The sequence below is a fragment of the Kitasatospora sp. NPDC023118 genome, assembly GCF_055560875.1.
On sequence record NZ_JBVHHW010000034.1, the window covers coordinates 18,999 to 41,113 of the forward strand.

Here is a 22,115-nt window from a genome sequence, read left to right on the forward strand (position 1 = left end):
GGCCTTGCGAAAAGCGTTCAGCGGGCGGCGAGTTCGGCCAGCGAGTCGCCGAGCAGGGTGCGCAGCCGGGACAGCGCCCGGGTGGTCCGGGTGCGGACCGCACCGGAGGAGACCCGCAGCACCTCGGCGGTCTCCTCGACACTGCGGTCCTCCCAGTAGCGCAGCACCAGCACGGCGCGGTCCTTGGCCGGCATCCGCCCGAGCGCGTCGAGCAGGGTCAGCCGCAGGCTGCTGTCCGCGTCCCGCCCCTCCGGCTCCGGCAGCGCCTCGGTCGGGCGCTCGCCACTGGAGCGGCGGCGTTGCTGGGCGATGAAGGTGCGCACCATGACGGTGTGGGTGTAGGCCGCCGGGTTGTCGATCCGGTGCCGACCGCCGGTGAAGGCGCTGCGCCGCCAGAGCACGTACATCCGGCTGAGGGCCTCCTGCACGAGGTCCTCGGCGTAGTGGGTGTCCCCACTGGTGAGCAGGCAGGCCGAGCGGTACAGGTGCCCGGTGCGGCTGGAGACGAGTTCCAGGAACTCGGCGTCCTTGGCCTCCCGGCCGCCCCCGATCCACCCCATGCCCGCCGCTCCCCCTCGTCCGCCCGCCCTGACACTTCTTCGATGCGGTGAGCGGCTGACGGTGTTACAGACGTTTCACAGGATTTTTCCGAGCGGTCGCGAGGCGCGGATCAGTCGGCGGTCTTGCGGCGCTGGTCGCGCAGCACGACACCGCCGCCGATCAGCAGCGCGACCAGCAGCGCCCCGATCGCGAGCACGTACGTCGCGGTGCGGCCGTCCCGGTCCGCCTGGGTCTCGCCGAGGCCGACCGGCTGCGGCACGATCGGAGCGGCGGCCAGCTGCACCGGGGCGTCCGGGACGGGGGCGGACGGCGCGACGTCGGGCGCCTTGGTGACGGCCTTGACCGGGTCCACCACGCCCCAGCCGGTGAACCGGTTCGGGTCGCGCTCGGTGCGTTGGGCGGTCTGCTCGATCCAGGCCCGCACCTGGGCCGGCTTCCAGTCCGGGTGGGCGCCGACCAGCAGCGCGGCCAGCCCGGAGACGTACGGGGCGGCGAAGCTGGTGCCGTTGTCCACGCACTGGCCGCCCCCGGGCACGGTGGAGAGCATCTCGACACCGGGCGCGGCGACCTTCACGAAGGAGCCGTACTGCGAGAACGGCGCGCGCTCGTTGTTGCGGTCCGAGGCGCCGACGGCCAGCACGGTCGGGAAGGCGCCCGGGTAGGTGTCTCCCTCCTTGCCGTCGTTGCCGGTGGAGGCGACCACCACGATGCCGACCTCCTCGGCGGCCTGGATCGCGGCCTTCAGCTCCTGGTATCCGCCGAAGTGGGCGTCGCCCGCGCCGCGCACGTCCTGGGAGATGTTGATGACCCTGACCGGGGGCTTCTTCGGGTCCTTGTTGTTGTTGACGACCTCTGTGATGGCCGCGACGAGGCTGGAAACGTCGCCGTTGCCCTCGCTGTCGTTCTGCCGGATCGAGTAGATCTGGGCGTCCGGAGCCAGCCCGACGAAGCCGGTCTTGTCACTCTTACGGGCGGCGATGATGCCCGCCACCTTGGTGCCGTGGCCGACCGGGTCGATCTTGGAGGTGCCCTCGACCGGCTGCTTGGTCTCCTTGTTGACCAGCAGATTGGAGCCCTGCAGCACCTTGCCGGCCAGCTGCGGGTTCTGCTCGTCCACCCCGGTGTCGATGACCGCGACCACCACGCCCGCGCCGGTGGTCCTCCCGCCCTGCCACAGCTCGTCGAGCAGCAGCCGCTGCAGCGACCACGGCACGGTCTGCACGTCGGGTGCGGGCTTCGGGCAGTCACCCGCGGCGGCCAGCCCGGGCCCGCCGTCCGCGTACGCCGGGGCGGTCAGCGGGCCACCCAGCACCACGAGCGCGGCCAGCGCCGCGGCCGTCCTACGGAACCCGCGTCCGGACACCCTGCCACCCCTCATGTTCTCCACCCGTGCCACGCGCCGAAGGGCGGGTGCCCGGAACCCGGGTACCCGCCCCTGTCGTTCCCGTTCGGGAACCTTCGGTCAGCCGTTGTGCCAGAGCTTGGCGTTCTGGTCCTCGGTCGCCTTGTAGCTCTGGGCGGCGCTCTCCAGCGAGCTGGCGATCTTCCCGCAGGTCTCGTGCAGGTTGGAGGCGGCGTTGTCCCACTTGGTCTGCTGGGCGTTGTAGCCCTCCTGGGCCGCACCCTGCCAGCTCTGCGAGATGCGGGTGACGTCCTTCTTCAGGTCGCTCAGCATCGTTTCGATGCGGGCGGCGGAAGCCTTGACCTCCTCGGCCGCGTTGTGAACGGTCTGGAAGTTGACGAGGATGTGGTCGGACACAATGTCTCCCTTGACGAGTATGCGGAGCACCCCGCGCTCAACCGCGGGCGCCCCGTCGGGCGGTAGGTCGGAACAGGACGGTGATCAGCGCGGACGCGGCGATCAGCCCTGGTTGCCGAACAGCGCCTTCTGCTCCTCTTCGGTGCTCGCGTAGTGCTTGGTGGTCAGCTCGATCGCGTGCTGGATCTTGCCCAGCGATTCCTTGAGGTCCGCGATGTCCTTGTTGACCTGGTTCTGCAGGGTCGTGTAGGCGGTCGCCGCCTGGCCCTTCCAGCCGCTGGTGATGTTGGTGACCGTGCTGTCGAGCTTCACGCGCTCGGCCTCGATCTTGCCGATCGCGTCCTCGATGCGCTTCGCGAAAGCGTTCATCTCCTGAGCGGTCATCGTGAACTGACCCTGAGCCATGCTCTACCGTCCCCCATGAGACACATTGTGTGTACGGAGGGCCCCACGACCCTCCGCTGCATCACCGGTGTGATGTCCAGCAGCACTGTAGTCGGCACACGCAACTCACCCAACATTGAGCGCTGAGTAGTTACCAGACCATGACACTGGTGCCAATTCCGTTGCCCGGCACGGCCGGTCAGGCGTTCTGCGGCTGCGCCGCGCTCTTCGCGGTCAGCGGCGGACCGGCCGGCACGAGGTTCGACCACTGCTGCGGCACCGGCAGCGGCTGGAGGTTCGGGTAGCCCAACCGCGCCTGGTTGCCGCCGGGTTGGTCGTCCGGGTTCTGGGTCGGCTGCCCGCCCGGGTCCGGGGTGCCGGGCGGCGGGGTCGGCGTCTTCGGGGCGCCGGCACTCGGCGAGGCGGTGGGACGGCCGCCGTCACCGTTGGACGGGACGGCGTAGCGCAGGCCGGTCTCGGTGATCAGGAAGTCGGTGCCGGAACCGCCCGTCCCGTTGTCCATCGCGCGGTAGAACAGGCCGTGACCGGGCGTCACGTACGCCGCGCCCGCGCCGTTGTTGTACGGAGCCGGGTACGCCGTGCCGGCCCAGACGCTGCGCTTGGGCGTGCGCCCGTCCTCGGCCAGGCCGTCGAAGGTGCTGCAGACGACCAGGCGGGCGTCCTGGCGGTCCTGCCAGTTGTTCACCGGCGCACCGGACTTCAGCGGCCAGTCGTCCGCGGTGCCCGGCAGGCGGGTGTCGGTGTTGAACTTGGACTGCTCGTCCGGGGTCATCTCGTCGCTGCGCGGCTTCTTGTCCTGGTCGTACTTGTAGAGCATCTGGTTGGCCGGGTTCTGCCGGATCAGCTCCTCCTGGAACGGAGTGATCAGGTAGAGCCGGTCCTTGCCGACCACGTAGCGGCGGTCCTGGTAGTGCACCAGCCGGCCGACCCGGCGGTCTGCCTGGTTCCCCAGCTCCACCTGGGAGTTGGGGCCCTGGGAGTCGGCCGTCTCCTTGAGCTGCGGGAAGGTGATCGCGGTGGCGGGCACCAGGGTGTCCAGCCATTCCCGCTTGACCCGCTGCGGCACCGCGTTGGGCCCGAAGACCGCGGTGACCAGAGCCTTGCGCTCCTTGTCGTCCGACTGCGGCGAGCCGATCTCGTGCTTGCGGCCCTGCGCGTCGACCAGGTACATCTTCGCGCCGCCCGCGGCCGACTGCCCCGGCGCCGGAGCGGCGGAGATCTGCTGGTCGTCCGCCTGCTGCACCAGCATCAGCTGGTCCTGGCCGAGCACCCGGTCCTTGGCCGCCAGCGTCGCCGCGTCCGGACCCGCCGCCACGAACACCGCCTGGTTGACGGTCTCCTGCTTGTCGTCCGAGCCCGGGCGGTCGCAGACCGACCACTTCATCGACTGGCTCGCGTTGTCCTTGCTCGGCAGCTTGTCCGGGGCGTACGGGATGCCGATCGTCGGGCCGTGGTTGGGGTAGCGGTCGAGCACCCCGTCGTCCACCACCACGACCTTGGCGTCCGCGGGCAGCACCAGCCGCGCCGAGGACATGTTCAGCACCTGGTGCAGCCGCTTGGTCTTGCCGTCCGGGTCGGTCAGCACCACGTACCGGGTGGTCGACTGCTTGCCCTGGATGATGTTCTTGCCGCTGTCCCACTGCAGCGGGGCGGCCGGCTTGAACACCCCCCAGAGCCCGAAGCCGGCCACGATCAGCGCCCCGACCAGCACGCTCGGCAGCACCGCCTTCACCGGCCGCGGCGCGTCCTCGTCACTGCCCCCGCCGGAGGGCAGCAGGAACGCCCCCACCGTGCGCTTGCGGGCGAAGGTGTACGCGTTCAGCTCGTCCCGGCGCGATGCCATTCCTCGTCGTCCCCCTTGTCAGACGTGTGCCAGGCGTGGTCGGCCCCCGTCGGCCCGACCCGCCCCGTGGTCCGCACCCGCCGGGCGGGATCCGGCTCGAACCCTCTACGATGCGGCAGCAGACGGTGAGTACGGTACGGGTACGGTCCGCGAACCAGCCAGCCGGGCCGCGACAACGGATCAGAGAGGGCCACCGGGGGATGCCAAGCCAGACCGCTCCAGGACGCCGCGGCACCGCAGGCGGCGGGAGGTCACGCCGGTCCGGACGGGCCCGGGGCGGCCCTTCCGCCCCGGCCGCAGCCGTCCACCCGCCGACGGCCGGCACGGCCGGCGGCCCCGTCCAGGTCCGCGTCAACCCCCGGCCCGGGCTGCTCGGCGGACGCCTGAAGCTCCAACAGCTCGTGCTGGTCGAGGTCGCGGCCGCCCTGGTCGCGGTGGGCTGGACGATCAGCCGCCCGGTCGCGGCCGGCTTCGGCGCGGTCTCGCTGGTCCTGCTGGTGCTGGCGGTCATCCCGCTGCGCGGGCGCACCATCCCGGAGCTGCTCCGGGTCCGCTCCGCCCTCAAGTCCCGCCGCAAGCAGGCGAAGTCACTGCTGCCGCCGCCCGGCACCGACCCGGCCCTGGCGCCCGCGCTGGAGCTCGAACCGGGGCTGCGCACCTGCACCCACGCCACCGAGGCCGAGTTCGGCGGCCGCGCGGTCCGCCGGGAGACCGGCATGGTCGGCGACGGCACCTTCCTCAGCTCGGTGCTGCTCGTCCAGGCCAAGGACCAGCCGCTGCGCCCGGTGCGCACCGCACTGCCGCTGCCGCTGGACGTGGTCTGCTCGGCGCTCACCGTGGACGACATCACCCTGGAGTCGGTCCAGCTGGTCCAGCACACCCAGCCCGCCCCGGCCCCGCACCTGCCCGAGCAGTCGCTGGCCGCCCGCGCCTACCGCGAACTGCCCGACGGCACCTCCACCCCCGGACTGCGGCTGACCTGGATCGCCCTCAAGCTCGACCCGGAGCGCGCGGCCACTGCCGTCCGGGCCCGCGGCGGCGGCGAGGAAGGCGCCCGCAAGGCCCTGCAGCGGGTGACCGACCAGCTGGCCGGGCGGCTCAACAGCGCCGGGTTCAACGCGACCGTGCTGGACGAGCGCGAGCTGATCGCCGCCCTGGCCATCGCCACCTGCGCCAACCCGATCGCGGTGGCCGGGCGTCAGGGCACCGGCAGCGGCGGCGGCACCACCCGCCGCACCCAGGAGGGCAACCGCTTCTGGCGGATCGACGACCGCTGGCACAGCACCTACTGGATCTCCCGCTGGCCGCAGCTGAGCCGCCCCGGCGGCGCCCCCGGCCGGATCGCCGCACCGGACCTGGTCAACCTGATCACCGGCTCCCCCGCGCTGGCCAGCACCTTCAGCCTGACCGCCGCGCACGGCACCGGCGGCTCGGTGACCGTCAGCGGGCACCTGCGGGTGACCGGGCGCAGCGAGAGCGAGGTCGGCGAGGTCGGCCGCCAGGTGGAGGCCCGGGCCCAGAGCGCCGGACTCGGCCTGGTCCGACTCGACCTGGAGCAGGCCCCCGGCATGCTCGCCACCCTGCCACTGGGAGGAGCGTCCTGATGGCGTACCAGACCTACCCCGCCCCGGGCCCGACGCCCGGCGCCGAGCAGCGCAGGGCCCGGCCGAGGATCCTGCCCGGCTTCGGGCTGCGCGGCCCGCGCCGGGAGAAGCACGTGCTGGAGGCCGCCGACCTCTCCGCGCTGGCCTTCCCGGTCGGCGACGACGGCGTGGTCATCGGCGTCGACCCGCAGGGGCTGCCCGCGGTGCTCGGCCTGTTCCGCCCCAGCGCCTACGACCTGGTGCTGGTCGGCGGCATGTGGACGGCGCAGATCATCGCGCTGCGGGCGGCCGCGATCGGCGCCCGGGTCGCGGTGGAGACCGCCCGCGCGCAGCTCTGGGGCCCGATGGCGCAGGCCGCCGGCGGCGGACAGCCGTGCGTGACGATCCACCAGGTCGGCCGGCTCGGCCCGCAGGGCGCCTCGGTGGCCTCGCCGGTGCTGGTGGTGCGCGACCTCGGCGCCCGCCCGCCGCGCAGCCGGCTCTCCGCCGCGCCCTGGCAGACCACCCTGACCCTGCTGCCCTACCTCGGCCCGAACGCCTCCCGGGTGCTCAACGCGGCCGACCTGGTCGGCGTGCAGCGGATCTCCCCGCAGGAGGCCGAGCTGACCGGCCGGGTGCTGTCGCTGCCGCCGGAGGACGTGGCCGCACTCCCGACCCTCGGCGACGACCTCACCCTGTGGGCCACCCGGATGCGGCGTCAATACGTCCGGGCCGTGGCCGGACAGGCCGAACAGCAGGTGCTCGGCGGCCCGCGGCGGATGGACTGAGCCGACCGTTCCGGGCCGGTCGATCCCGGTCCGGGACGAAGCCGCCTTCAACCGGGGCAGCCGTACGGCCTAGTCTTTGTTGCGGCAACGGCACCGCTGAACAAGCGGCGGCGAACACGAGGGAGCCCTAGTGAGCAGCGATCGGGACGGCGTCTACGTCGGCGACAACGCGGCAGAGGACGACGACGACTGGTCCGACGCGCCTGACTACACTCCCCCGTCCTGGTACGTGCAGTCGGACGCCCCGGCGGCTCCGGGCGGCGCCCCGGCGGGCGCTTCTGCCGCTGCTCCTGCCGCTGCTCCGGCGGCGGCTCAGCCGGCCGTCCCGCCCGTGCCCACGCCCACCGCCGAGGAGGCCGCCCAGGCTCCCGGCGCCATGGCTCAGGCCCAGGCCCAGGCCCAGCCTCCGGCCTCGGTCCCGGCCCCGGCCGCCGAGCCGGTCCCGGCGGCCGAGCCGGTGCCGCCGTCCGTCCAGGCCGAGGCGCAGCACGTGCCGTTCCCGATGCCGGCCTCTGCCGCGATGCCCGAGCAGCAGGCGCCCGCCGCGGCCTGGCCGACGGCGGAGTCGCTGGCCCAGCCGGGCGCACCGCAGCAGCACCCGTACCCGGCTCCGGCGCCCGCCGTTCAGCCGGGCCAGCCCGTCCCGCCGCAGGACCTCGCGCAGCCGCCGGCCCAGCCGGTGCCCGGGCAGCCCCCGGCGCACCCACAGCCCCCGGCGGTCCCGCAGCACCTCCAGGTGCCGCAGGCTGCCCAGCCGCCGCAGGCGGCGCAGGACCCGCAGGCCGGCTGGGACCCGCAGGCCGCCTGGGGCGCCCAGCCGCCCGCCGGCGCGCAGCCGCTGCCGCAGCCCGGCCAGCCGCTCCAGCCGCAGCCCGCGCAACCGGTCCAGCCCCAGGCCGGCCCGGTGGACCCGCGCCAGGGCGGCTGGCCACAGCCCGGCGCCTACCCCCAGCCGGCCGCCTTCCAGCCGCAGCCCGACCAGCCCGCTCAGTCCGGCCAGCCGCAGCAGCCCGGCCCCGGGCAGCCCTGGCCGCGGCAGGGCGCCGCCGCGCAGCAGCCCGCCGCGTTCCAGCAGGCGGCCGCCCCGCAGCAGACCGCGCACGGTGCGCCGCTCGGCTACACCGCCGCCGTCGAGCTGTCCTCGGACCGGCTGCTGCGCAGCCAGCCCAAGCAGCAGCGCCAGCAGCCGCGGTTCCAGTTCGGCGGCAAGGCCGCGGCGGCCGAGAAGGCCCGCAAGCTGGAGATCATCCGCACCCCGGTGCTGAGCTGCTACCGGATCGCCGTGATCAGCCTCAAGGGCGGAGTCGGCAAGACCACGACCACCACCGCGCTCGGCGCGACCCTGGCCAGCGAGCGCCAGGACAAGGTGATCGCGATCGACGCCAACCCGGACGCCGGCACCCTGGGCCGCCGGGTCAAGCGCCAGACCGGCGCGACCATCCGCGACCTGGTGACGGCCATCCCGCACCTGCGCAGTTACATGGACATCCGTCAGTTCACCTCGCAGGACCTGAACTCGGGCCTGGAGATCCTGGCGAACGACGTCGACCCGGCCGTCTCGACCACCTTCAACGACTCGGACTACCGCCAGGTCATCGACGTGCTGGGCCGCCAGTACCCGATCATCCTGACCGACTCCGGCACCGGCCTGCTGTACAGCGCGATGCGCGGGGTGCTGGACCTCGCCGACCAGCTGATCATCGTCTCCACCCCCAGCGTGGACGGCGCCTCCAGCGCCTCGACCACGCTGGACTGGCTCTCCGCGCACGGCTACGCGGACCTGGTGCAGCGCAGCATCACGGTGGTCTCCGGGGTGCGCGAGACCAGCAAGATGATCAAGATCGAGGACATCGTCGCGCACTTCCAGACCCGCTGCCGCGGCGTCGTCGTGGTGCCCTTCGACGAGAGCCTGGCGGCCGGGGCCGAGGTCAACCTCGACATGATGCGGCCCAAGGTCCGCGAGGCGTACTTCGAGCTGGCCACCCTGGTCGGCGAGGACATCATCCGGGCCCAGCAGGCGGCCGCCCAGCAGGGCGGCTGGCAGCAGCAGGCCCAGCAGCCCCAGCCGCAACCGCAGCCGTACCAGACGCAGGTCCCGCAGCCCGCGCCGGGCGCGCCGTGGGCGCCGCAGCCCGGCCAGACCCCGCCCGGCTACGGCTACCCGCCCCAGCAGGGCGCCCCGGCCCCGTGGCCGCCGCAGCAGAGCGCCCCGCAGCCGGGCCCGGGCTACGGCTACCCGCCCGCCCAGGGCCAGCCGCCGGCGCCCGCCCCGCCCTCCGTGCCGGACGGCTACCAGCCCCCGCCGCCCGGCTACGGCTACCCGCCGCAGGCACCCCAGCAGTGACGAACGGAAGGGCCCGCCGACTCGGGCGGGCCCTTCCGGTGTCCTGGCGGGGTCAGGCGCCGTCGGTCAGCTCACGCGCGCGCTTGACGTCGTCGGCCATCCGGTCCAGCAGCGCCTCGATGGAGTCGAACTTCTCCATCCCGCGCAGGTAGGCCAGGAAGTCCACGGCCACGTGCAGCCCGTACAGGTCCAGGCCGACCCGGTCGATGGCGTACGCCTCGACCGTGCGGGCGGTGCCGTCGAAGGTCGGGTTGGTGCCGACCGAGATCGCCGCCGGCATCCTCTCTCCTTGCCCGCCCTCGGGCAGGAGGGGCCCATGCCCTACGACGGTCAGCCAGCCCGCGTACACCCCGTCGGCCGGGATCGCGCTGTGCGGCACGGTCTCCACGTTGGCGGTCGGGTAGCCGAGTTCGCGGCCGCGCTGCGCGCCGCGCACCACCTCGCCCTCGACCCGGTGCGGGCGGCCCAGCACCTCGTTCGCCCCGGCCATGTCCCCGGTCTCGACCAGTCGGCGGGTCAGGCTGGAGGAGAACGGCTCGCCGTCCCCGGCGGTGCCGCACACCTGCAGGTCGACCACCTCGACCTCGAAGTCGTCCGCCCGGCCCAGCTCGGTGAGCAGCGCCACGTCCCCGGCGGCCCGGTGCCCGAAGCGGAAGTTGGGGCCCTCGATGACGACCCGGGCGTGCAGCGCGTCCACCAGCACCTGCTGGACGAAGGTCTCCGGGGACTCCTGGGAGAACTCGGTGGTGAACGGCAGCACCAGCACCGCGTCCACGCCGAGCTCGGCGATCAGCTCGGCCCGGCGCCGGTGCGGCGCGAGCAGCGGCGGGTGGCTGCCCGGGCGGATCACCTCGCGCGGGTGCGGGTCGAAGGTCACCACGACCGCGGGGATGCCGAGTTCGCGGGCCCGCTCGACGGCCCGCCCGATGATCAGCTGATGCCCACGGTGCACCCCGTCGAACGAGCCGATGGTGACGACGCTGCGTCCCCAGTCACCGGGGATCTCCTCCAGGCCACGCCAGCGCTGCACCCGACCGCTCCTTGTTCCGTACGGTGCGTACCCTCGGTACGCTCAAACGCTCAAAACCCGAACCCCTATAGCGTGCCATGTGCCTGCCCCGGTTCTGGCACCGGAATGGGGGTTGAGCGCACTGGTGCACCCAGCGCCCGCGCGGGTACGGTCCGCTCGGCCTCCGCCGCGGCGTACTGCGGGTCGCGTCCGGCCGCCGCCAGGGCCCGCATCCGGGCCAGCCGGGGGCCGTCCGGGGCGGTCGGCGCGGCGTCCCGCGGCCACTGGGCGAGCAGCTGGGCGAAGGCCGCCGAGTGCCCGGCGCAACGCACCAGCAGTTCGTCCGCGTCCGCCAGCCCGGGGGTCACCCGGGCCAGCACGGCGCGGGCCCGGGCGGGATTCTCGGCCGCGCACTGTTCGGCGAGGCGCTCCACGGCGGCGGTGAGCACCGCCGGATCGGTCTCGGTGGCGAGCAGGGTGTCCAGCAGCTCGCAGCGCAGCGCGTCCGCCGCCGGATCCGCCACCGGGACGGACAGCACCTCGGCGAAGGGCCTGCGGACCACCCCCGTACGGGCGGCCAGCGCGGCGCCGAGCAGCACCCGCAGCTCCAACCGGGCGGCCGGGCCGTCGATCGCGGCCCGGGCCAGCTTGCGGCCGAGGTAGTCGACGGCGACCGGTCCGGCCAGCTCCGGATGCCGGCGCAGCAGCCGGGCGGCCAGTTCGGCGCCGCGCCGGGCGGCCACCGGGGCACGGGCGTCGGCGAGCACCCGCAGGGTCTCGGCGGGGGCCGCGCCGGGGGCCGCCAGTCTGTCGGCGAGCGCGGCCAACACGGGCTCCGGGTCGCTCTCCAGGGCCGGGGCGAGCGCCCGCGGGGTGAGGAAGGCGTCGCCGCCGGCGCGGTGCAGGGCGAGCGCGGCGTCCAGGTGCCCGGCCCTGGTCGCCTCGTCCGCGACCAGCAGGGCCAGGGCGGCGCCGTGCAGGCCCGGCTCGTCCTCGCGGGCGAGCAGGGTCAGGGCGGTGAACCGCAGCAGTTCGGCCCCGGCACCGGCCGCGTACGGGGCGGTCCGCAGCGCGTGCACGGCGGCCGCGACGTGCCGTTCGGGCCGCCGGTCGTGGCTCCAGCGGTCCACCGCGCGGCACAGCGCGGACGGCTCCTCAGCGGCGAGCACGGTCAGCAGCGCGTCCGCCCTCGGGTGCGCGGCGTCGGCCAGCGCGTCGGCCAACTCGTCCAGGGCGAGCCGCCGGTGGGCGTACAGCAGGTCGTGGGCGAGGTCTGCGACGCTGGGACACGCCCTCGGGCCGGGGCCGCCCGGCAGGCCGTGCGGGTCCTCGAACCAGGCGCAGAGCAGCGGGAAGACGGCGACCGGGTCGGCGCGCAGCCGCTCGGCCACCGCGCCGAGGAAGCCCTGCCCCGGGCCGTCGACGGCCACCAGGCGGCGCAGCAGGGCGAGTTCGGCCTCGACGGGCAGGCCGAGGCCGGTCCAGAACGCCGGGCCGAAGCGGCCCGCACCGCTGGGCGCCTCCCAGCCGTCCGCTGCGGCGGCCCGCTCGGCGATCCGACCGGCCAACTGCTCCAGCAGCGCGCGGTGTTCGACGGGGTCGGGGCTGGCGGCCAGCCCGGCGGCGAGCAGCCGGGCCGCCCACCAGGCGGGTTCGCTGCCCGGCGGGCGCAGGTCCAGGGCGCGCCAGATCCGGTGCAGCCACGGGTCCAGGGCGGGCGCGCCCCAGGTCTCGGCCACCCCGCGCAGCGCGGCGGCGACCGGGCCGATCCGGTGCCGGGGGACGGAGTTCGCCCCGGCGGCGGGCGGGGCGGGGGTGTCCTCGGCCTCGCCGAGCAGCAGCCGCAGCGCCGCGTCCAGGTCCAGGTGCAGGCCCTGCAGCCAGTCGGCGAACTCGCCGTGCGCGAAGCGGAATCCGGGCCCGGCGGGGACGAACAGCCCCTCGGCGAGCACCGCCGCGGCCCAGCCGCCGTCGGCCGGGAACAGCTCCTCGAAGGCCTCCCGGCCGAGGCCGCCCGGCTCCCCGCCGAGCATCCGCCGGGCCGCCTCGTGCACCCGCCCGGCCACCGCCGCCGCGAGCCGCCGTACCCGCCGCTGGCGCGGCCCGGCGGGCCGGGCGGCGCCCCTGCGGTGCGCGCCCGGGCGGCGCGGACGGCCGTCCTCTGCGAGCCGCTGGGCCACCCGCAGGCAGCACAGGTCCAGGTGGGCGCCGAACAGCTCGCTGCGGCGCACCGGTTCGCCGTGCAGGCCCTGCGCCCACAGCTCCCCGGCCAGCCGGACGGCCAGCGGGTGCCGCGCGTCCTCGGCGGCGGACGGTCGGCCTGGCGGCAGCCCGTAGCGACGGCGCACCCGCTCGGCCGCCTCGGCGGGCAGCGGGCCGAGCCGGTGCCCGGCCAGACTCGGCGCGCCGGGGCCGGCGCCGTCCATCCGGACGGTCGGGGCGCTGGCCAGGTCACCGTCCGGGCCGGGCTCCGCCAGGTGCCGCGCGCCGGCGGCGCCGCTGCCCCAGGGCTCGGCCGCCAGTCGCTCCCAGACCTCCTCGCCGCAGGCCGTCAGCAGCCGCGCCCCGCAGCCCGTCAGCCACTGCCCGGCGCCGCGCAGCCAGCGCGGTCCCAGCTCGACCGGGGCCTCCTCGGGGCCGTCCAGCACCACCAGCAGCGGCCGCCCGGCCGCCGCGCAGAGCGCCGCCACCGGCTCGGGCGCCGGCGCCGGGGTGCCGAGTTCGGCCGCCGCGGCTGCCAGCGCCCGTTCCACGGGTTCGGCCAGCGAGCGGTCCTCGGCGCGCAGGTCGGCGCCGCGCAGCCAGAGGGTGGGCAGCGGCCGGGCGCCGCCGGAGCGGCGGACGGCCAGCGCGGCCAGTTCGGTGGAGCGCCCGCTGCCGGGGGCGCCGACCAGCGCGGTGACGGTCGCCGTCGGCTCGTCCCCGTCCAGGCCGTCCGGCCGGTCCACCCGGTCGGCGGCCAGCCCGGCCACCCGGCCCGGCCCGGCCCCGGCAGCGGCCAGTTGGGCGGCCGTCAGCCGCAGCACCCCGGCCAGGTTGAGCGCCGGACCGTACCCGGGCACCGCCGCCGAGTTGCGCGCCAGCAGCCCCGCCAGCGCCTCGGCGACCACCGTCCCGCCCCCAGCGGGGACGGCTGGCAGCGCCCCGCCGTGCCGGGGGCCGCGCAGGCAGGGCGCGGCCACCGCGACCACGGCGCCGCTGCGGGCGTCCAGCACCGGCGAGCCGGCCGGCACCGCGACCCCGCCGACCACCGGCACGTCCATCAGCAGCACCCCCGCGAGCAGGTGCCCGCCGTACATCGCACCGCCCACGCCCAGCAGCCCGCAGCGCAGCGCGACCGCCCGTTCGTCCTCTCCGGTGAGCGCGGGCAGCAGCACCTCGTGCCCGGCCCCCACGGCGGCCACCGGCAGCGGCGGCACCGGCAACCCGCCGACCGCATCGGTGCGCAGCAGGGCGAGCCCGTGCTCCGGCAGCGGCAGCACGGCGTCCGGGCCGAGCACCCGGGTCTGCCCACCGGGGGTGTGCAGCACCACCCGGTCCAGACCCGCCACGCTCTCGTGCGCGGTCAGCACGCTGCCCTGCGGGTCGGCGACGAACCCTAAGCCGTGCAGCCGCCCGTTGAGGTCCCTGATCCGCAGCAGGTACCGCCCCGGATCGCCCTCCAGAAACCCCCGCATGACCGCCCCTTCGACCGTTGCTCGCTCGCCGCCGGGAGCCTGCCCGCCGAGGCGGCGGCCCGACCGCGCCCGCGCCGCTCACCACGGCGTTTCACCTCGTGCGCTCCCTCGCGCGGGTGACCCCCCTGTTCGAGCGAAGTGGCCCCGAAAGGTGAAATCCCCGTCGGGAGGACTCTCCCGACGGGGATTTCACAAGACTGCGACTGCGACTCAGCCGACGAACACCGCCACCGGCTTCGCCTGTCCGCCCTGCTCCTCGACCAGGGCGAGGAAGCGCCCGTCCGGCCCGAACACCGCGATCGGCCCGTCCACGCCCAGCCCGGGCGCCTTCAGCCGCGCGCCGTGCGACAGCTTCTGCGCCGAGGCCTCGTCCAGGTCCCAGCGCGGGAAGGCGGCCGCCGCGGCCGCCGCGATCGGCAGCACCTCCAAGCCCGCGGCGGAGTCGTCGGTGACCGACGCCTCAAGCTGCTCCAGGGTCCGCGCCGACTCCACCGAGTACGGCCCGACCTTGGTGCGCCGCAGCGCGGTCAGGTGCCCGCCGACGCCCAGACCGGCGCCCAGGTCGCGGGCCAGCGCCCGGATGTAGGTGCCGGAGGAGCACTCCACGGTCACGTCCAGGTCGATCACCGCGGTGCCGTCCTCGGCGACCGCCGCGCGCTGCTCGTGCACGGTGAAGGAGTGGATCGTGGTCGGCCGGGCCTCCAGCTCGAAGTCCTCGCCCTCGCGCACCCGTGCGTACGACCGCTTGCCGTCGATCTTGATCGCGCTGACCTTGGACGGCACCTGCATGATCTCGCCGGTGAGCGCCGCGATCCCGGCGTCGATCGCCTCCCGGGTGACGGCCCCGGCCGGGGTCGAGGAGGTCACCTCGCCCTCGCGGTCGTCGGTGACGGTTGTCTGCCCGAGCCGGATGGTCGCCTCGTACGTCTTGGCGGTCAGCATCAGGTGGCCGAGCAGCCGGGTGGCCCGCTCGACGCCGATCACCAGGACGCCGGTGGCCATCGGGTCCAGCGTGCCCGCGTGCCCGACCTTCCGTGTCCCGGCCAGCCACCGCAACTTGGCGACGACCCCGTGCGAGGTGATGCCCTCCGGCTTGTCGACGATCACCAGGCCGTCCGGGCCGGTGCCTTTGCGCTTCATCGAGTTCTTTCTCCAAGCCAGCGATCGCTGGCAATCTATTCTGGGGGCGACGTGCAGAACGATCAACGCGGGATGGTCAACGAAGGGGCCGCAGCGCGCCCCGGAACCGCTCGACCACCCCGGCCACGTCCTCCCGGGCACTGAACCCGGCCGCGAAGACGTGCCCCCCGCCGCCCAGTTCGGCGCAGGCGGCGGCGACGTCCACCGCGCCCTTGGAGCGCGAGGAGCCGCGCAGCGTCCCGTCCGGGTCCTGCTTGAGCACCAGCGCCACCTCGGCCTCGGCCGGCCTGCGCAGGATGTCGATCAGCCCCTCGATCTCCTCGACCGTGACGCTGAACAGCGCCAGGTCCTGGTACGGCACCCAGGTCCACACCAGGCCCAGTCCGTCGGCCGCGTCCGGCTCGTAGACGGCCCGGTCCAGCGCGGCCGCGAGCACCTTGAGGTAGCCGAAGGAGGAGGTGTCCCACAGCTGCCGGGAGATCAGGTCGTGCCGGATGCCGGTGGCCAGCAGCCGGCCGGCGAGCTCGTGGGTCGCGGGCGTGGTGGCCCGGTACTTGAAGGATCCGGTGTCGGTGGCGACCCCGGTGTACAGGCAGGTGGCCAGGTCCTGGTCGAGCTCGACGCCGAGCCGGCGCAGCAGTTCGTCGACCAGCACGGCGGTGGCCGGCGCGGTCGGGTCGATCAACTGGTGGGTGCCGAAGCCCGGGTTGGAGGCGTGGTGGTCGAACACCACCAGGACGGGCGCGGCGAAGGCCTTGTCGTGCAGCAGCCCCAGCCGGCTCTGCGCGGCCACGTCGAAGCAGAGCACCAGCTCGGGCACGTCCGGCACCTCGGCGGCCGGCACGATCAGCTCCTGGCCGGGCAGGAAGGCCAGCGACTCGGGCACGATCTGCGGGTCGTCGCCGAAGGAGACCCGCACCTGCTTGCCGAGCGCGCGCAGCGCCAGGGCCGCCGCCAGCGAGGAGCCCAGCGCGTCGCCGTCCGGGCAGATGTGGCAGATCAGGTCGATCGAGCGGGCCCGTCCGATCTCCGCCACCACCTGCTGCCAGATCAGCTCGAAGCCGCTCTCCTCGGCGCGCGGGCCGGGGAGCGCCGCGAGGGCACCCTCCACCGTGCTGGTGGAGGACGCCCCCGTGGTCGATCCGGCTCGCGAGGCGGCCTGCGCCGACTCACCCGCCATGTCTACTCGTCCTCGTCGTCACGCTCGGACGCCGGGACCTTGTACGGGTCCGCGTCACCGGCGTAGGTCGCGCCCGCGGCGGTGGTGCGCACCGCCGCGTCGATGGCCTTGGCCCGGTCGAGCAGGTCGTCGATGTTCCGGGCGTTCTCCGGCAGCGCGTCCGCGACGAAGGTCAGCGTCGGGGTGAAGCGCACCCCGATCTTGCCGACCTCGGAGCGGATCACGCCCTTGGCGCTCTCCAGCGCGGCCGCGGTGGCCTCGCGGTCGGTGTCGTCACCGAAGACGGTGTAGAAGACGGTGGCCTCGCGCAGGTCGCCGGTCACCCGGGTGTCGGTGATGGTCACGAACCCCAGTCGCGGGTCCTTGATCCGCCGCTCCAGGGTCTGGGCGACGACCACCTGGATGCGGTCGGCGAGCTTGCGCGCCCTAGCGGTGTCGGTCACGTTGCCTCCTCGTGCAATGGGCCCGGTACCCGGGAGAGCTGCGCACCCGTCTGGGCCCACGCCCCAAAGTACCGGCCCGCGCCCGGCCTTGCGGGCGCTCTCGGTCCTGATCCGTGTGAGAACGGCGACTTCCGTCGGCCGGCTCCACGGTCCTCATTCGTCGTCGTCGTTGTGGTAGCGCCTCCTCGCGGAGAGGAGCTGCACCTCGGGGCGGCCGGCGACCAACCGCTCACAGCTGTCCAGGACCTCGGTGACGTACCCGGCTTCGCCGGCGACCACCGCGAGGCCGATCTCGGCCCGGCGGTGCAGGTCCTGGTTCCCGGTCTCGGCAGCGCACACGCTGTACTTGCGCTGCAGTTCGGCCACGATCGGCCGCACGATCGAACGCTTCTCCTTGAGCGAGTGGACGTCGCCCAGCAGCAGGTCGAAGGTGAGTGTTCCCACGAACATGTATGACAGGTCTCGCCGACCTGGAAGGCCTCGGGGCGTCGGCGCGGAACCGGCCGACACCCCAGGACCCTACACAGCGAGACCGGGGCCGGTCGACGGAAATACCACCCGTCGACCGGCCCCGGTTGACACCGACTAGGCGCGCGGCTTCTCGCGCATCTCGTAGGTCTCGATGATGTCCTCGACCTTGATGTCGTTGAACGACCCCAGGGTGACACCGGCCTCGAAGCCCTCGCGGACCTCGGTCGCGTCGTCCTTGAAGCGGCGCAGACCCTCGATGGTGAGGCTCTCCGCCACGACCTTGCCGTCGCGCAGCAGGCGGGCCTTGGCGTTGCGGCGGATGATGCCGTCGCGGACCAGGACACCGGCGATGTTGCCGAACTTGGAGGAGCGGAAGACCTCGCGGATCTCCGCGGCGCCGAGGCGCACCTCCTCGTACTCCGGCTTGAGCATGCCCTTGAGGGCGTTCTCGATCTCCTCGATCGCCTGGTAGATGACCGAGTAGTACCGGACGTCCACGCCTTCCTTGTCGGCCGCGGCGCGCGCACGGCCTTCGGCGCGCACGTTGAAGCCGATGATGATGGCGTCCGAGCCCATCGCCAGGTCGACGTCGGACTCGGTGATCGCACCGACGCCGCGGTGCAGCACCCGGAGCTCGACCTCCTCGCCCACGTCCAGCTTGACGAGGGCGTCCTCGAGGGCCTCGACCGAACCGGAGACGTCACCCTTGATGATGAGGTTGAGCTGCTCGATGGAGCCGGCGGCGATGGCCTTGTCCAGGTCCTCCAGGGACACCCGGACCCGACGCTGCGCGAAGGCGGCGTTGCGGTCGCGGGCCGAGCGCTTCTCGGCGATCTGGCGGGCGGTGCGGTCCTCGTCGACGACGATGAAGCTGTCGCCGGCGCGGGGCACCGAGGTCAGACCGAGCAGCAGCACCGGGCGGGACGGGCCGGCCTCGGCGAGGCTGTTGCCGTTCTCGTCCAGCATGGCGCGGACGCGGCCGTAGGCGTCGCCCACGACGATCGAGTCACCGACGCGGAGGGTACCGCGCTGGACCAGGACGGTCGCCATGGCGCCGCGGCCCTTGTCCAGGTGGGCTTCGATCGCAATACCCTGCGCGTCCTGGTGCGGGTTGGCCCGCAGGTCGAGCGAGGCGTCCGCGGTCAGGACCACGGCCTCCAGCAGCTGGTCGATGTTCAGACCCTGGCGCGCGGAGATGTCGACGAACATGGTGTCGCCGCCGTACTCCTCGGCCACCAGGCCGAACTCGGTCAGCTGGCCGCGGACCTTGGTCGGGTCGGCGCCCTCGACGTCGATCTTGTTGACGGCGACCACGATCGGCACACCGGCGGCCTTGGCGTGGTTGAGCGCCTCGACCGTCTGCGGCATGACACCGTCGTTGGCCGCGACCACCAGGATCGCGATGTCGGTGGACTTGGCACCACGGGCACGCATGGCGGAGAACGCCTCGTGACCCGGGGTGTCGAGGAAGGTGATCGGGCGCTCTTCGCCGTTCACCATGGTCGCCACCTGGTAGGCACCGATGTGCTGGGTGATGCCACCGGCCTCGCCGGCCACCACGTTGGACTTGCGGATCGCGTCCAGCAGTCGGGTCTTACCGTGGTCGACGTGACCCATGACGGTGACGACCGGCGGGCGCGGGGCCAGCTGGTCCTCGTCGCCCTCGTTGGCACCGAAGTCGATGTCGAACGACTCCAGCAGCTCGCGGTCCTCGTCGTCCCGGCTGACGATCTCCAGCTGGAAGCCCATCTCGTCCGCCAGCAGCTGCAGCGTGGCGTCGGAGACCGACTGGGTCGCGGTGACCATCTCACCGAGGTTGAACATGACGGAGACGAGCGCGGCCGGGTTGGCGTTGATCTTCTCCGCGAAGTCCATCAGCGAGGCGCCGCTCGACAGGCGAACGGTCTGGCCGTTGCCGCGAGGCAGCATCACACCGCCGACGGACGGGGCCTGCATGGCCTCGTACTCCTGGCGCTTCGCCCGCTTCGACTTGCGACCGCGAGCCGGGCGACCGCCCGGGCCACGACCGAAGGCACCCTGCGTGCCACCACGGGCACCCGGGCCACCGGGACGACCGCCGAAGCCGCCGGGACGGGGGCCGAAGCCGCCGCCACCACCGGGGGCGCCGCCACCCGGACGCGGACCGCCGAAGCCGCCGCCACCGGCCGGACGCGAGCCCGGACCGGCCGGACGACCCTGGAAGCCCGGACGGGCGCCGCCGCCACCGGGACCGGCCGGACGGCCGCCGGGGCCACCCGGACCACGGCTACCCGGGCCCGGACGCGGGCCGGCCGGACGCTGCGGCATCATGCCGGGGTTCGGACGCGGCATGCCCGACGGGGTCGGGGCGCCGGGGCGCGGACCGGCCGGACGCGGCATGCCGTCGGGACGGGGGGCACCACCGGGACGCGGGGCGCCGGCACCCGGCGCACCACCCGGACGCGGACGGTCGCCACCGGGACGCGGGGCGCCACGGTCAGCACCGGGAGCACCACCCGGACGCGGACGGTCGCCGCCCGGACGGGGAGCGCCACCGGCACCCGGCGCACCGGCCGGACGCGGACGGTCGCCACCGGGACGCGGACGGTCGCCGCCCTGCGCACCCGGAGCACCCGGACGGGCACCCGGCGCGCCCGGACGGCGGTCGCCGGGGCGGGCCATGCCGGTCGCGCTGCCCGAGGTGAACGGGTTGTTGCCCGGACGCGGGCCGGCCGGACGCGGGCCCGGACGGGCGCCACCGGTGGCCTGGCCGCTCGGGCGCGGGGCCTGGGAGGCCGGACGCGGGGCGTCGGCACCGGCCGGAGCCGGCGAGGAGAACTCGGCCGCGGGAGCGGCCGGAGCCGCCGGGGTCGCGGGACGCGCCGCCGGGCGCGGGCCCGGGGTCGGCGCACCCGGACGGGCGGCGGCGGGAGCGGCCGGAGCCGCGGGGGCGGCCGGGGCGGCGGGAGCCGCGGCGGCCGGGGTCGGACGGGGACCCGGGGTCGCGGCAGGCCGCGGACCCGGGGTCGGGGCACCCGGCTTGGGTGCACCCGCGGCACCTGCCGCGGGCTGGGGCGCCGCGGTCTTCCGCGGGCCCGGCTTGGCAGCGCCACCACCGGTGGGGGCCACACCAAGCGCGTCAGTCAACTTGCGCACGACCGGCGCCTCGATCGTCGAGGACGCCGAACGGACGAACTCACCGAGCTCGGTGAGCTTGGCCATGACGGCCTTGCTCTCCAAGCCAAGTTCCTTGGCGAGTTCATAAACCCGGACCTTAGCCACTTCACTCCTGTCTATGAGTCCGGGGGTCTCGTCCGCCGGACTGTCGCTACTTCATGGGCGTACCCATCGCGTACTCATCGCGTACTCATCGAGTGCTCATCGCAATCTCGACCTACTTCCACATCGCGAGGTACCTGACTGGTGGCACGGCGCGCGGCTGCCCGAACGCTGTGCTTGTTGCGGTGGTTCTCCGCCGCGATGAGCGGCGGCCGTCACGGGAGGCGGCCCGCCTGAGAGGCTCCGCCTGCCCGCTCCTCGATGAACCCGCGGAGCCGCTCCGTGTCGAGCGTCCCCTGGAGCCGGAAGGCCCGGGGAAACGCCCGACGGCGGACCGCGAGGTCGAGGCAAGCCGGATCGGGGTGCAGGTGTGCGCCCCGGCCCGGCAGTGCGCCACGGGGATCAGGGACGCAAACGCCCTCGACCGCCGTGACACGCAACAGCTGGTGCTTGGCCGCGCGCTTGCGGCAGCCCACGCAGGTGCGTTCCGGGCGTGCTCGGACGTGCGTCCGGCCAGACGAAGGCAAGTCTACCCCTCCGAAGCGACATGGCGCCGCCCGCAGATCCCGGAGGACCCGCGGGGACGCCAGGAACAACACTGACTACCGGGCCGGGGATTCCTCGGCCTGGCCCTCGGTGTCCGGCCGGATGTCGATCCGCCAGCCGGTGAGACGCGCGGCCAGGCGGGCGTTCTGCCCCTCCTTGCCGATCGCCAGCGACAGCTGGTAGTCCGGCACGATCACCCGGGCGGAGCGCTGGGCGGCGTCCACGATCTCCACGCTGGTCACCCGCGCGGGGGACAGCGCGGCGGCGACCATCTCGCGCGGGTCCTCGGACCAGTCGACGATGTCGATCTTCTCGCCGTGCAGTTCGCCCATCACGGCGCGCACCCGGGAGCCCATCGGGCCGATGCAGGCGCCCTTGGCGTTCAGCCCGGCGCGGCGCGACCAGACCGCGATCTTGGTCCGGTGGCCGGCCTCACGGGCGATCGCGGCGATCTCCACGCTGCCGTCCGCGATCTCCGGGACCTCCAGCGCGAACAGCTTCTTCACCAGGCTCGGGTGGGTGCGCGAGAGCGTCACCGACGGCCCGCGGACACCGCGGCGCACCGCCACCACGTAGCACTTCAGCCGGGTGCCGTGCCGGTAGTCCTCGCCCGGGACCTGCTCCTGCGGCGGCAGGATGGCCTCCAGTTTGCCGATGTCGACCAGCACGTTCTTCGGGTCGTTGCCCTGCTGGACGACACCGGTGACGATGTCGCCCTCCTTGCCCGCGTACTCGCCGAAGGTCTGGTCGTCGGCGGCGTCGCGCAGGCGCTGCATCATCACCTGGATGCCGATGCTGGACGCGATCCGGCCGAAGCCGTTCGGGGTGTCGTCGAACTCCTTCGGCTCGACGCCCTCGTCCAGCTCCGCCGGGTCCTCCATGGCCCACACGGTGACGTGGCCGCTCTTGCGGTCCAGGTGCACCCGCGCCCGGCGGCGCGAGCCCTCGGTGCGGTGGTACGCGGTGAGGAGGGCGGACTCGATGGACTCGACCAGCAGGTCGAAGGGGATGTTCTTCTCGTTGACCAGCGTGCGCAGGGCACTCATGTCGATGTCCACGGCTACGCCTCCTCGTCTTTCGTCACGTTCATCATGGTCGTACGGCGGCC

At 74.2% G+C, this 22,115-nt stretch carries 17 protein-coding genes; 3 read left to right on the forward strand and 14 right to left on the reverse strand.

The window, feature by feature from the left end; translation table 11 throughout:
- Positions 1–17: 17 nt before the first annotated feature.
- The 5 genes from ACZ3UD_RS31770 to ACZ3UD_RS31790 form a co-directional block, all read right to left on the reverse strand.
- Positions 18–560, reverse strand: a complete 543-nt coding sequence (locus tag ACZ3UD_RS31770) for a SigE family RNA polymerase sigma factor (RefSeq protein WP_465595470.1) — start codon at positions 558–560, stop codon at positions 18–20.
- Between the two features lie 110 nt (positions 561–670).
- Entirely contained in the window at positions 671–1,939 is a 1,269-nt protein-coding gene (gene mycP, locus ACZ3UD_RS31775; RefSeq protein ID WP_465595473.1) for a type VII secretion-associated serine protease mycosin, read from the reverse strand.
- A gap of 84 nt (positions 1,940–2,023) precedes the next feature.
- Positions 2,024–2,320 carry a WXG100 family type VII secretion target gene (locus tag ACZ3UD_RS31780; RefSeq protein ID WP_465595476.1) on the reverse strand — a complete coding sequence of 99 codons (297 nt, stop codon included), beginning with the start codon at positions 2,318–2,320 and terminating at the stop codon, positions 2,024–2,026.
- Between the two features lie 102 nt (positions 2,321–2,422).
- Positions 2,423–2,725 (reverse strand): WXG100 family type VII secretion target, encoded by a 303-nt coding sequence (locus ACZ3UD_RS31785; RefSeq protein ID WP_465595479.1) that lies wholly within the window; start codon positions 2,723–2,725, stop codon positions 2,423–2,425.
- Positions 2,726–2,903: 178 nt separating this feature from the next.
- Positions 2,904–4,568: a type VII secretion protein EccB gene (locus ACZ3UD_RS31790; protein WP_465595482.1), complete on the reverse strand. Its 1,665-nt coding sequence runs from the start codon at positions 4,566–4,568 to the stop codon at positions 2,904–2,906.
- A gap of 200 nt (positions 4,569–4,768) precedes the next feature.
- Here ACZ3UD_RS31790 and eccE point away from each other — a divergent pair, with 200 nt between their 5' ends.
- The 3 genes from eccE (at position 4,769) to ACZ3UD_RS31805 (ending at position 9,283) form a co-directional block, all read left to right on the forward strand.
- Entirely contained in the window at positions 4,769–6,172 is a 1,404-nt protein-coding gene (gene eccE / locus ACZ3UD_RS31795; RefSeq protein ID WP_465595485.1) for a type VII secretion protein EccE, read from the forward strand.
- On the forward strand, positions 6,172–6,939 hold the full coding sequence (locus tag ACZ3UD_RS31800) for a hypothetical protein (protein WP_380614682.1): 768 nt from the start codon (positions 6,172–6,174) through the stop codon (positions 6,937–6,939). The genes eccE and ACZ3UD_RS31800 overlap by 1 nt, the downstream gene beginning before the upstream one ends.
- A 130-nt stretch (positions 6,940–7,069) precedes the next feature.
- Positions 7,070–9,283, forward strand: a complete 2,214-nt coding sequence (locus tag ACZ3UD_RS31805) for a MinD/ParA family ATP-binding protein (RefSeq protein ID WP_465595489.1) — start codon at positions 7,070–7,072, stop codon at positions 9,281–9,283.
- Positions 9,284–9,335: 52 nt separating this feature from the next.
- Here ACZ3UD_RS31805 and ACZ3UD_RS31810 read toward each other — a convergent pair whose 3' ends face one another.
- The 9 genes from ACZ3UD_RS31810 to nusA all read right to left on the reverse strand — a co-directional run bounded on the left by ACZ3UD_RS31810 (position 9,336) and on the right by nusA (position 22,065).
- Positions 9,336–10,313 carry a bifunctional riboflavin kinase/FAD synthetase gene (locus ACZ3UD_RS31810; protein WP_465595492.1) on the reverse strand — a complete coding sequence of 326 codons (978 nt, stop codon included), beginning with the start codon at positions 10,311–10,313 and terminating at the stop codon, positions 9,336–9,338.
- A gap of 65 nt (positions 10,314–10,378) precedes the next feature.
- Complete coding sequence (locus tag ACZ3UD_RS31815) at positions 10,379–13,969, reverse strand: serine protease (protein WP_465595495.1); 3,591 nt, start codon at positions 13,967–13,969, stop codon at positions 10,379–10,381.
- Between the two features lie 210 nt (positions 13,970–14,179).
- On the reverse strand, positions 14,180–15,109 hold the full coding sequence (truB, locus tag ACZ3UD_RS31820; RefSeq protein ID WP_465595498.1) for a tRNA pseudouridine(55) synthase TruB: 930 nt from the start codon (positions 15,107–15,109) through the stop codon (positions 14,180–14,182).
- A 76-nt stretch (positions 15,110–15,185) separates the two neighbouring features.
- Positions 15,186–16,289, reverse strand: coding sequence for a DHH family phosphoesterase (locus ACZ3UD_RS31825; RefSeq protein ID WP_465595501.1), 1,104 nt, complete (start codon positions 16,287–16,289; stop codon positions 15,186–15,188).
- Positions 16,290–16,291: 2 nt separating this feature from the next.
- Positions 16,292–16,732, reverse strand: a complete 441-nt coding sequence (rbfA, locus tag ACZ3UD_RS31830; RefSeq protein WP_387936145.1) for a 30S ribosome-binding factor RbfA — start codon at positions 16,730–16,732, stop codon at positions 16,292–16,294.
- 153 nt (positions 16,733–16,885) lie between these two features.
- Positions 16,886–17,182: a DUF503 domain-containing protein gene (locus ACZ3UD_RS31835; RefSeq protein WP_030311386.1), complete on the reverse strand. Its 297-nt coding sequence runs from the start codon at positions 17,180–17,182 to the stop codon at positions 16,886–16,888.
- Between the two features lie 135 nt (positions 17,183–17,317).
- Positions 17,318–20,464 carry a translation initiation factor IF-2 gene (gene infB / locus ACZ3UD_RS31840; protein WP_465595506.1) on the reverse strand — a complete coding sequence of 1,049 codons (3,147 nt, stop codon included), beginning with the start codon at positions 20,462–20,464 and terminating at the stop codon, positions 17,318–17,320.
- 212 nt (positions 20,465–20,676) lie between these two features.
- A complete protein-coding gene (locus ACZ3UD_RS31845) occupies positions 20,677–20,988 on the reverse strand; it encodes a YlxR family protein (protein ID WP_465595509.1) in 312 nt (103 codons plus the stop codon).
- A gap of 75 nt (positions 20,989–21,063) precedes the next feature.
- Positions 21,064–22,065, reverse strand: coding sequence for a transcription termination factor NusA (gene nusA, locus ACZ3UD_RS31850; protein WP_465595513.1), 1,002 nt, complete (start codon positions 22,063–22,065; stop codon positions 21,064–21,066).
- Between the last annotated feature and the right edge of the window lie 50 nt (positions 22,066–22,115).

Bases quoted from the DNA above. Each gene is read 5' to 3' on its own strand.
- ACZ3UD_RS31770 (WP_465595470.1), bottom strand. From the start codon at position 560: ATGGGGTGGATCGGGGGCGGCCGGGAGGCCAAGGACGCCGAGTTCCTG.
- mycP (WP_465595473.1), bottom strand. From the start codon at position 1,939: ATGAGGGGTGGCAGGGTGTCCGGACGCGGGTTCCGTAGGACGGCCGCG.
- ACZ3UD_RS31785 (WP_465595479.1), bottom strand. From the start codon at position 2,725: ATGGCTCAGGGTCAGTTCACGATGACCGCTCAGGAGATGAACGCTTTC.
- ACZ3UD_RS31790 (WP_465595482.1), bottom strand. From the start codon at position 4,568: ATGGCATCGCGCCGGGACGAGCTGAACGCGTACACCTTCGCCCGCAAG.
- eccE (WP_465595485.1), top strand. From the start codon at position 4,769: ATGCCAAGCCAGACCGCTCCAGGACGCCGCGGCACCGCAGGCGGCGGG.
- ACZ3UD_RS31800 (WP_380614682.1), top strand. From the start codon at position 6,172: ATGGCGTACCAGACCTACCCCGCCCCGGGCCCGACGCCCGGCGCCGAG.
- ACZ3UD_RS31815 (WP_465595495.1), bottom strand. From the start codon at position 13,969: ATGCGGGGGTTTCTGGAGGGCGATCCGGGGCGGTACCTGCTGCGGATC.
- truB (WP_465595498.1), bottom strand. From the start codon at position 15,109: ATGAAGCGCAAAGGCACCGGCCCGGACGGCCTGGTGATCGTCGACAAG.
- ACZ3UD_RS31825 (WP_465595501.1), bottom strand. From the start codon at position 16,289: ATGGCGGGTGAGTCGGCGCAGGCCGCCTCGCGAGCCGGATCGACCACG.
- ACZ3UD_RS31835 (WP_030311386.1), bottom strand. From the start codon at position 17,182: ATGTTCGTGGGAACACTCACCTTCGACCTGCTGCTGGGCGACGTCCAC.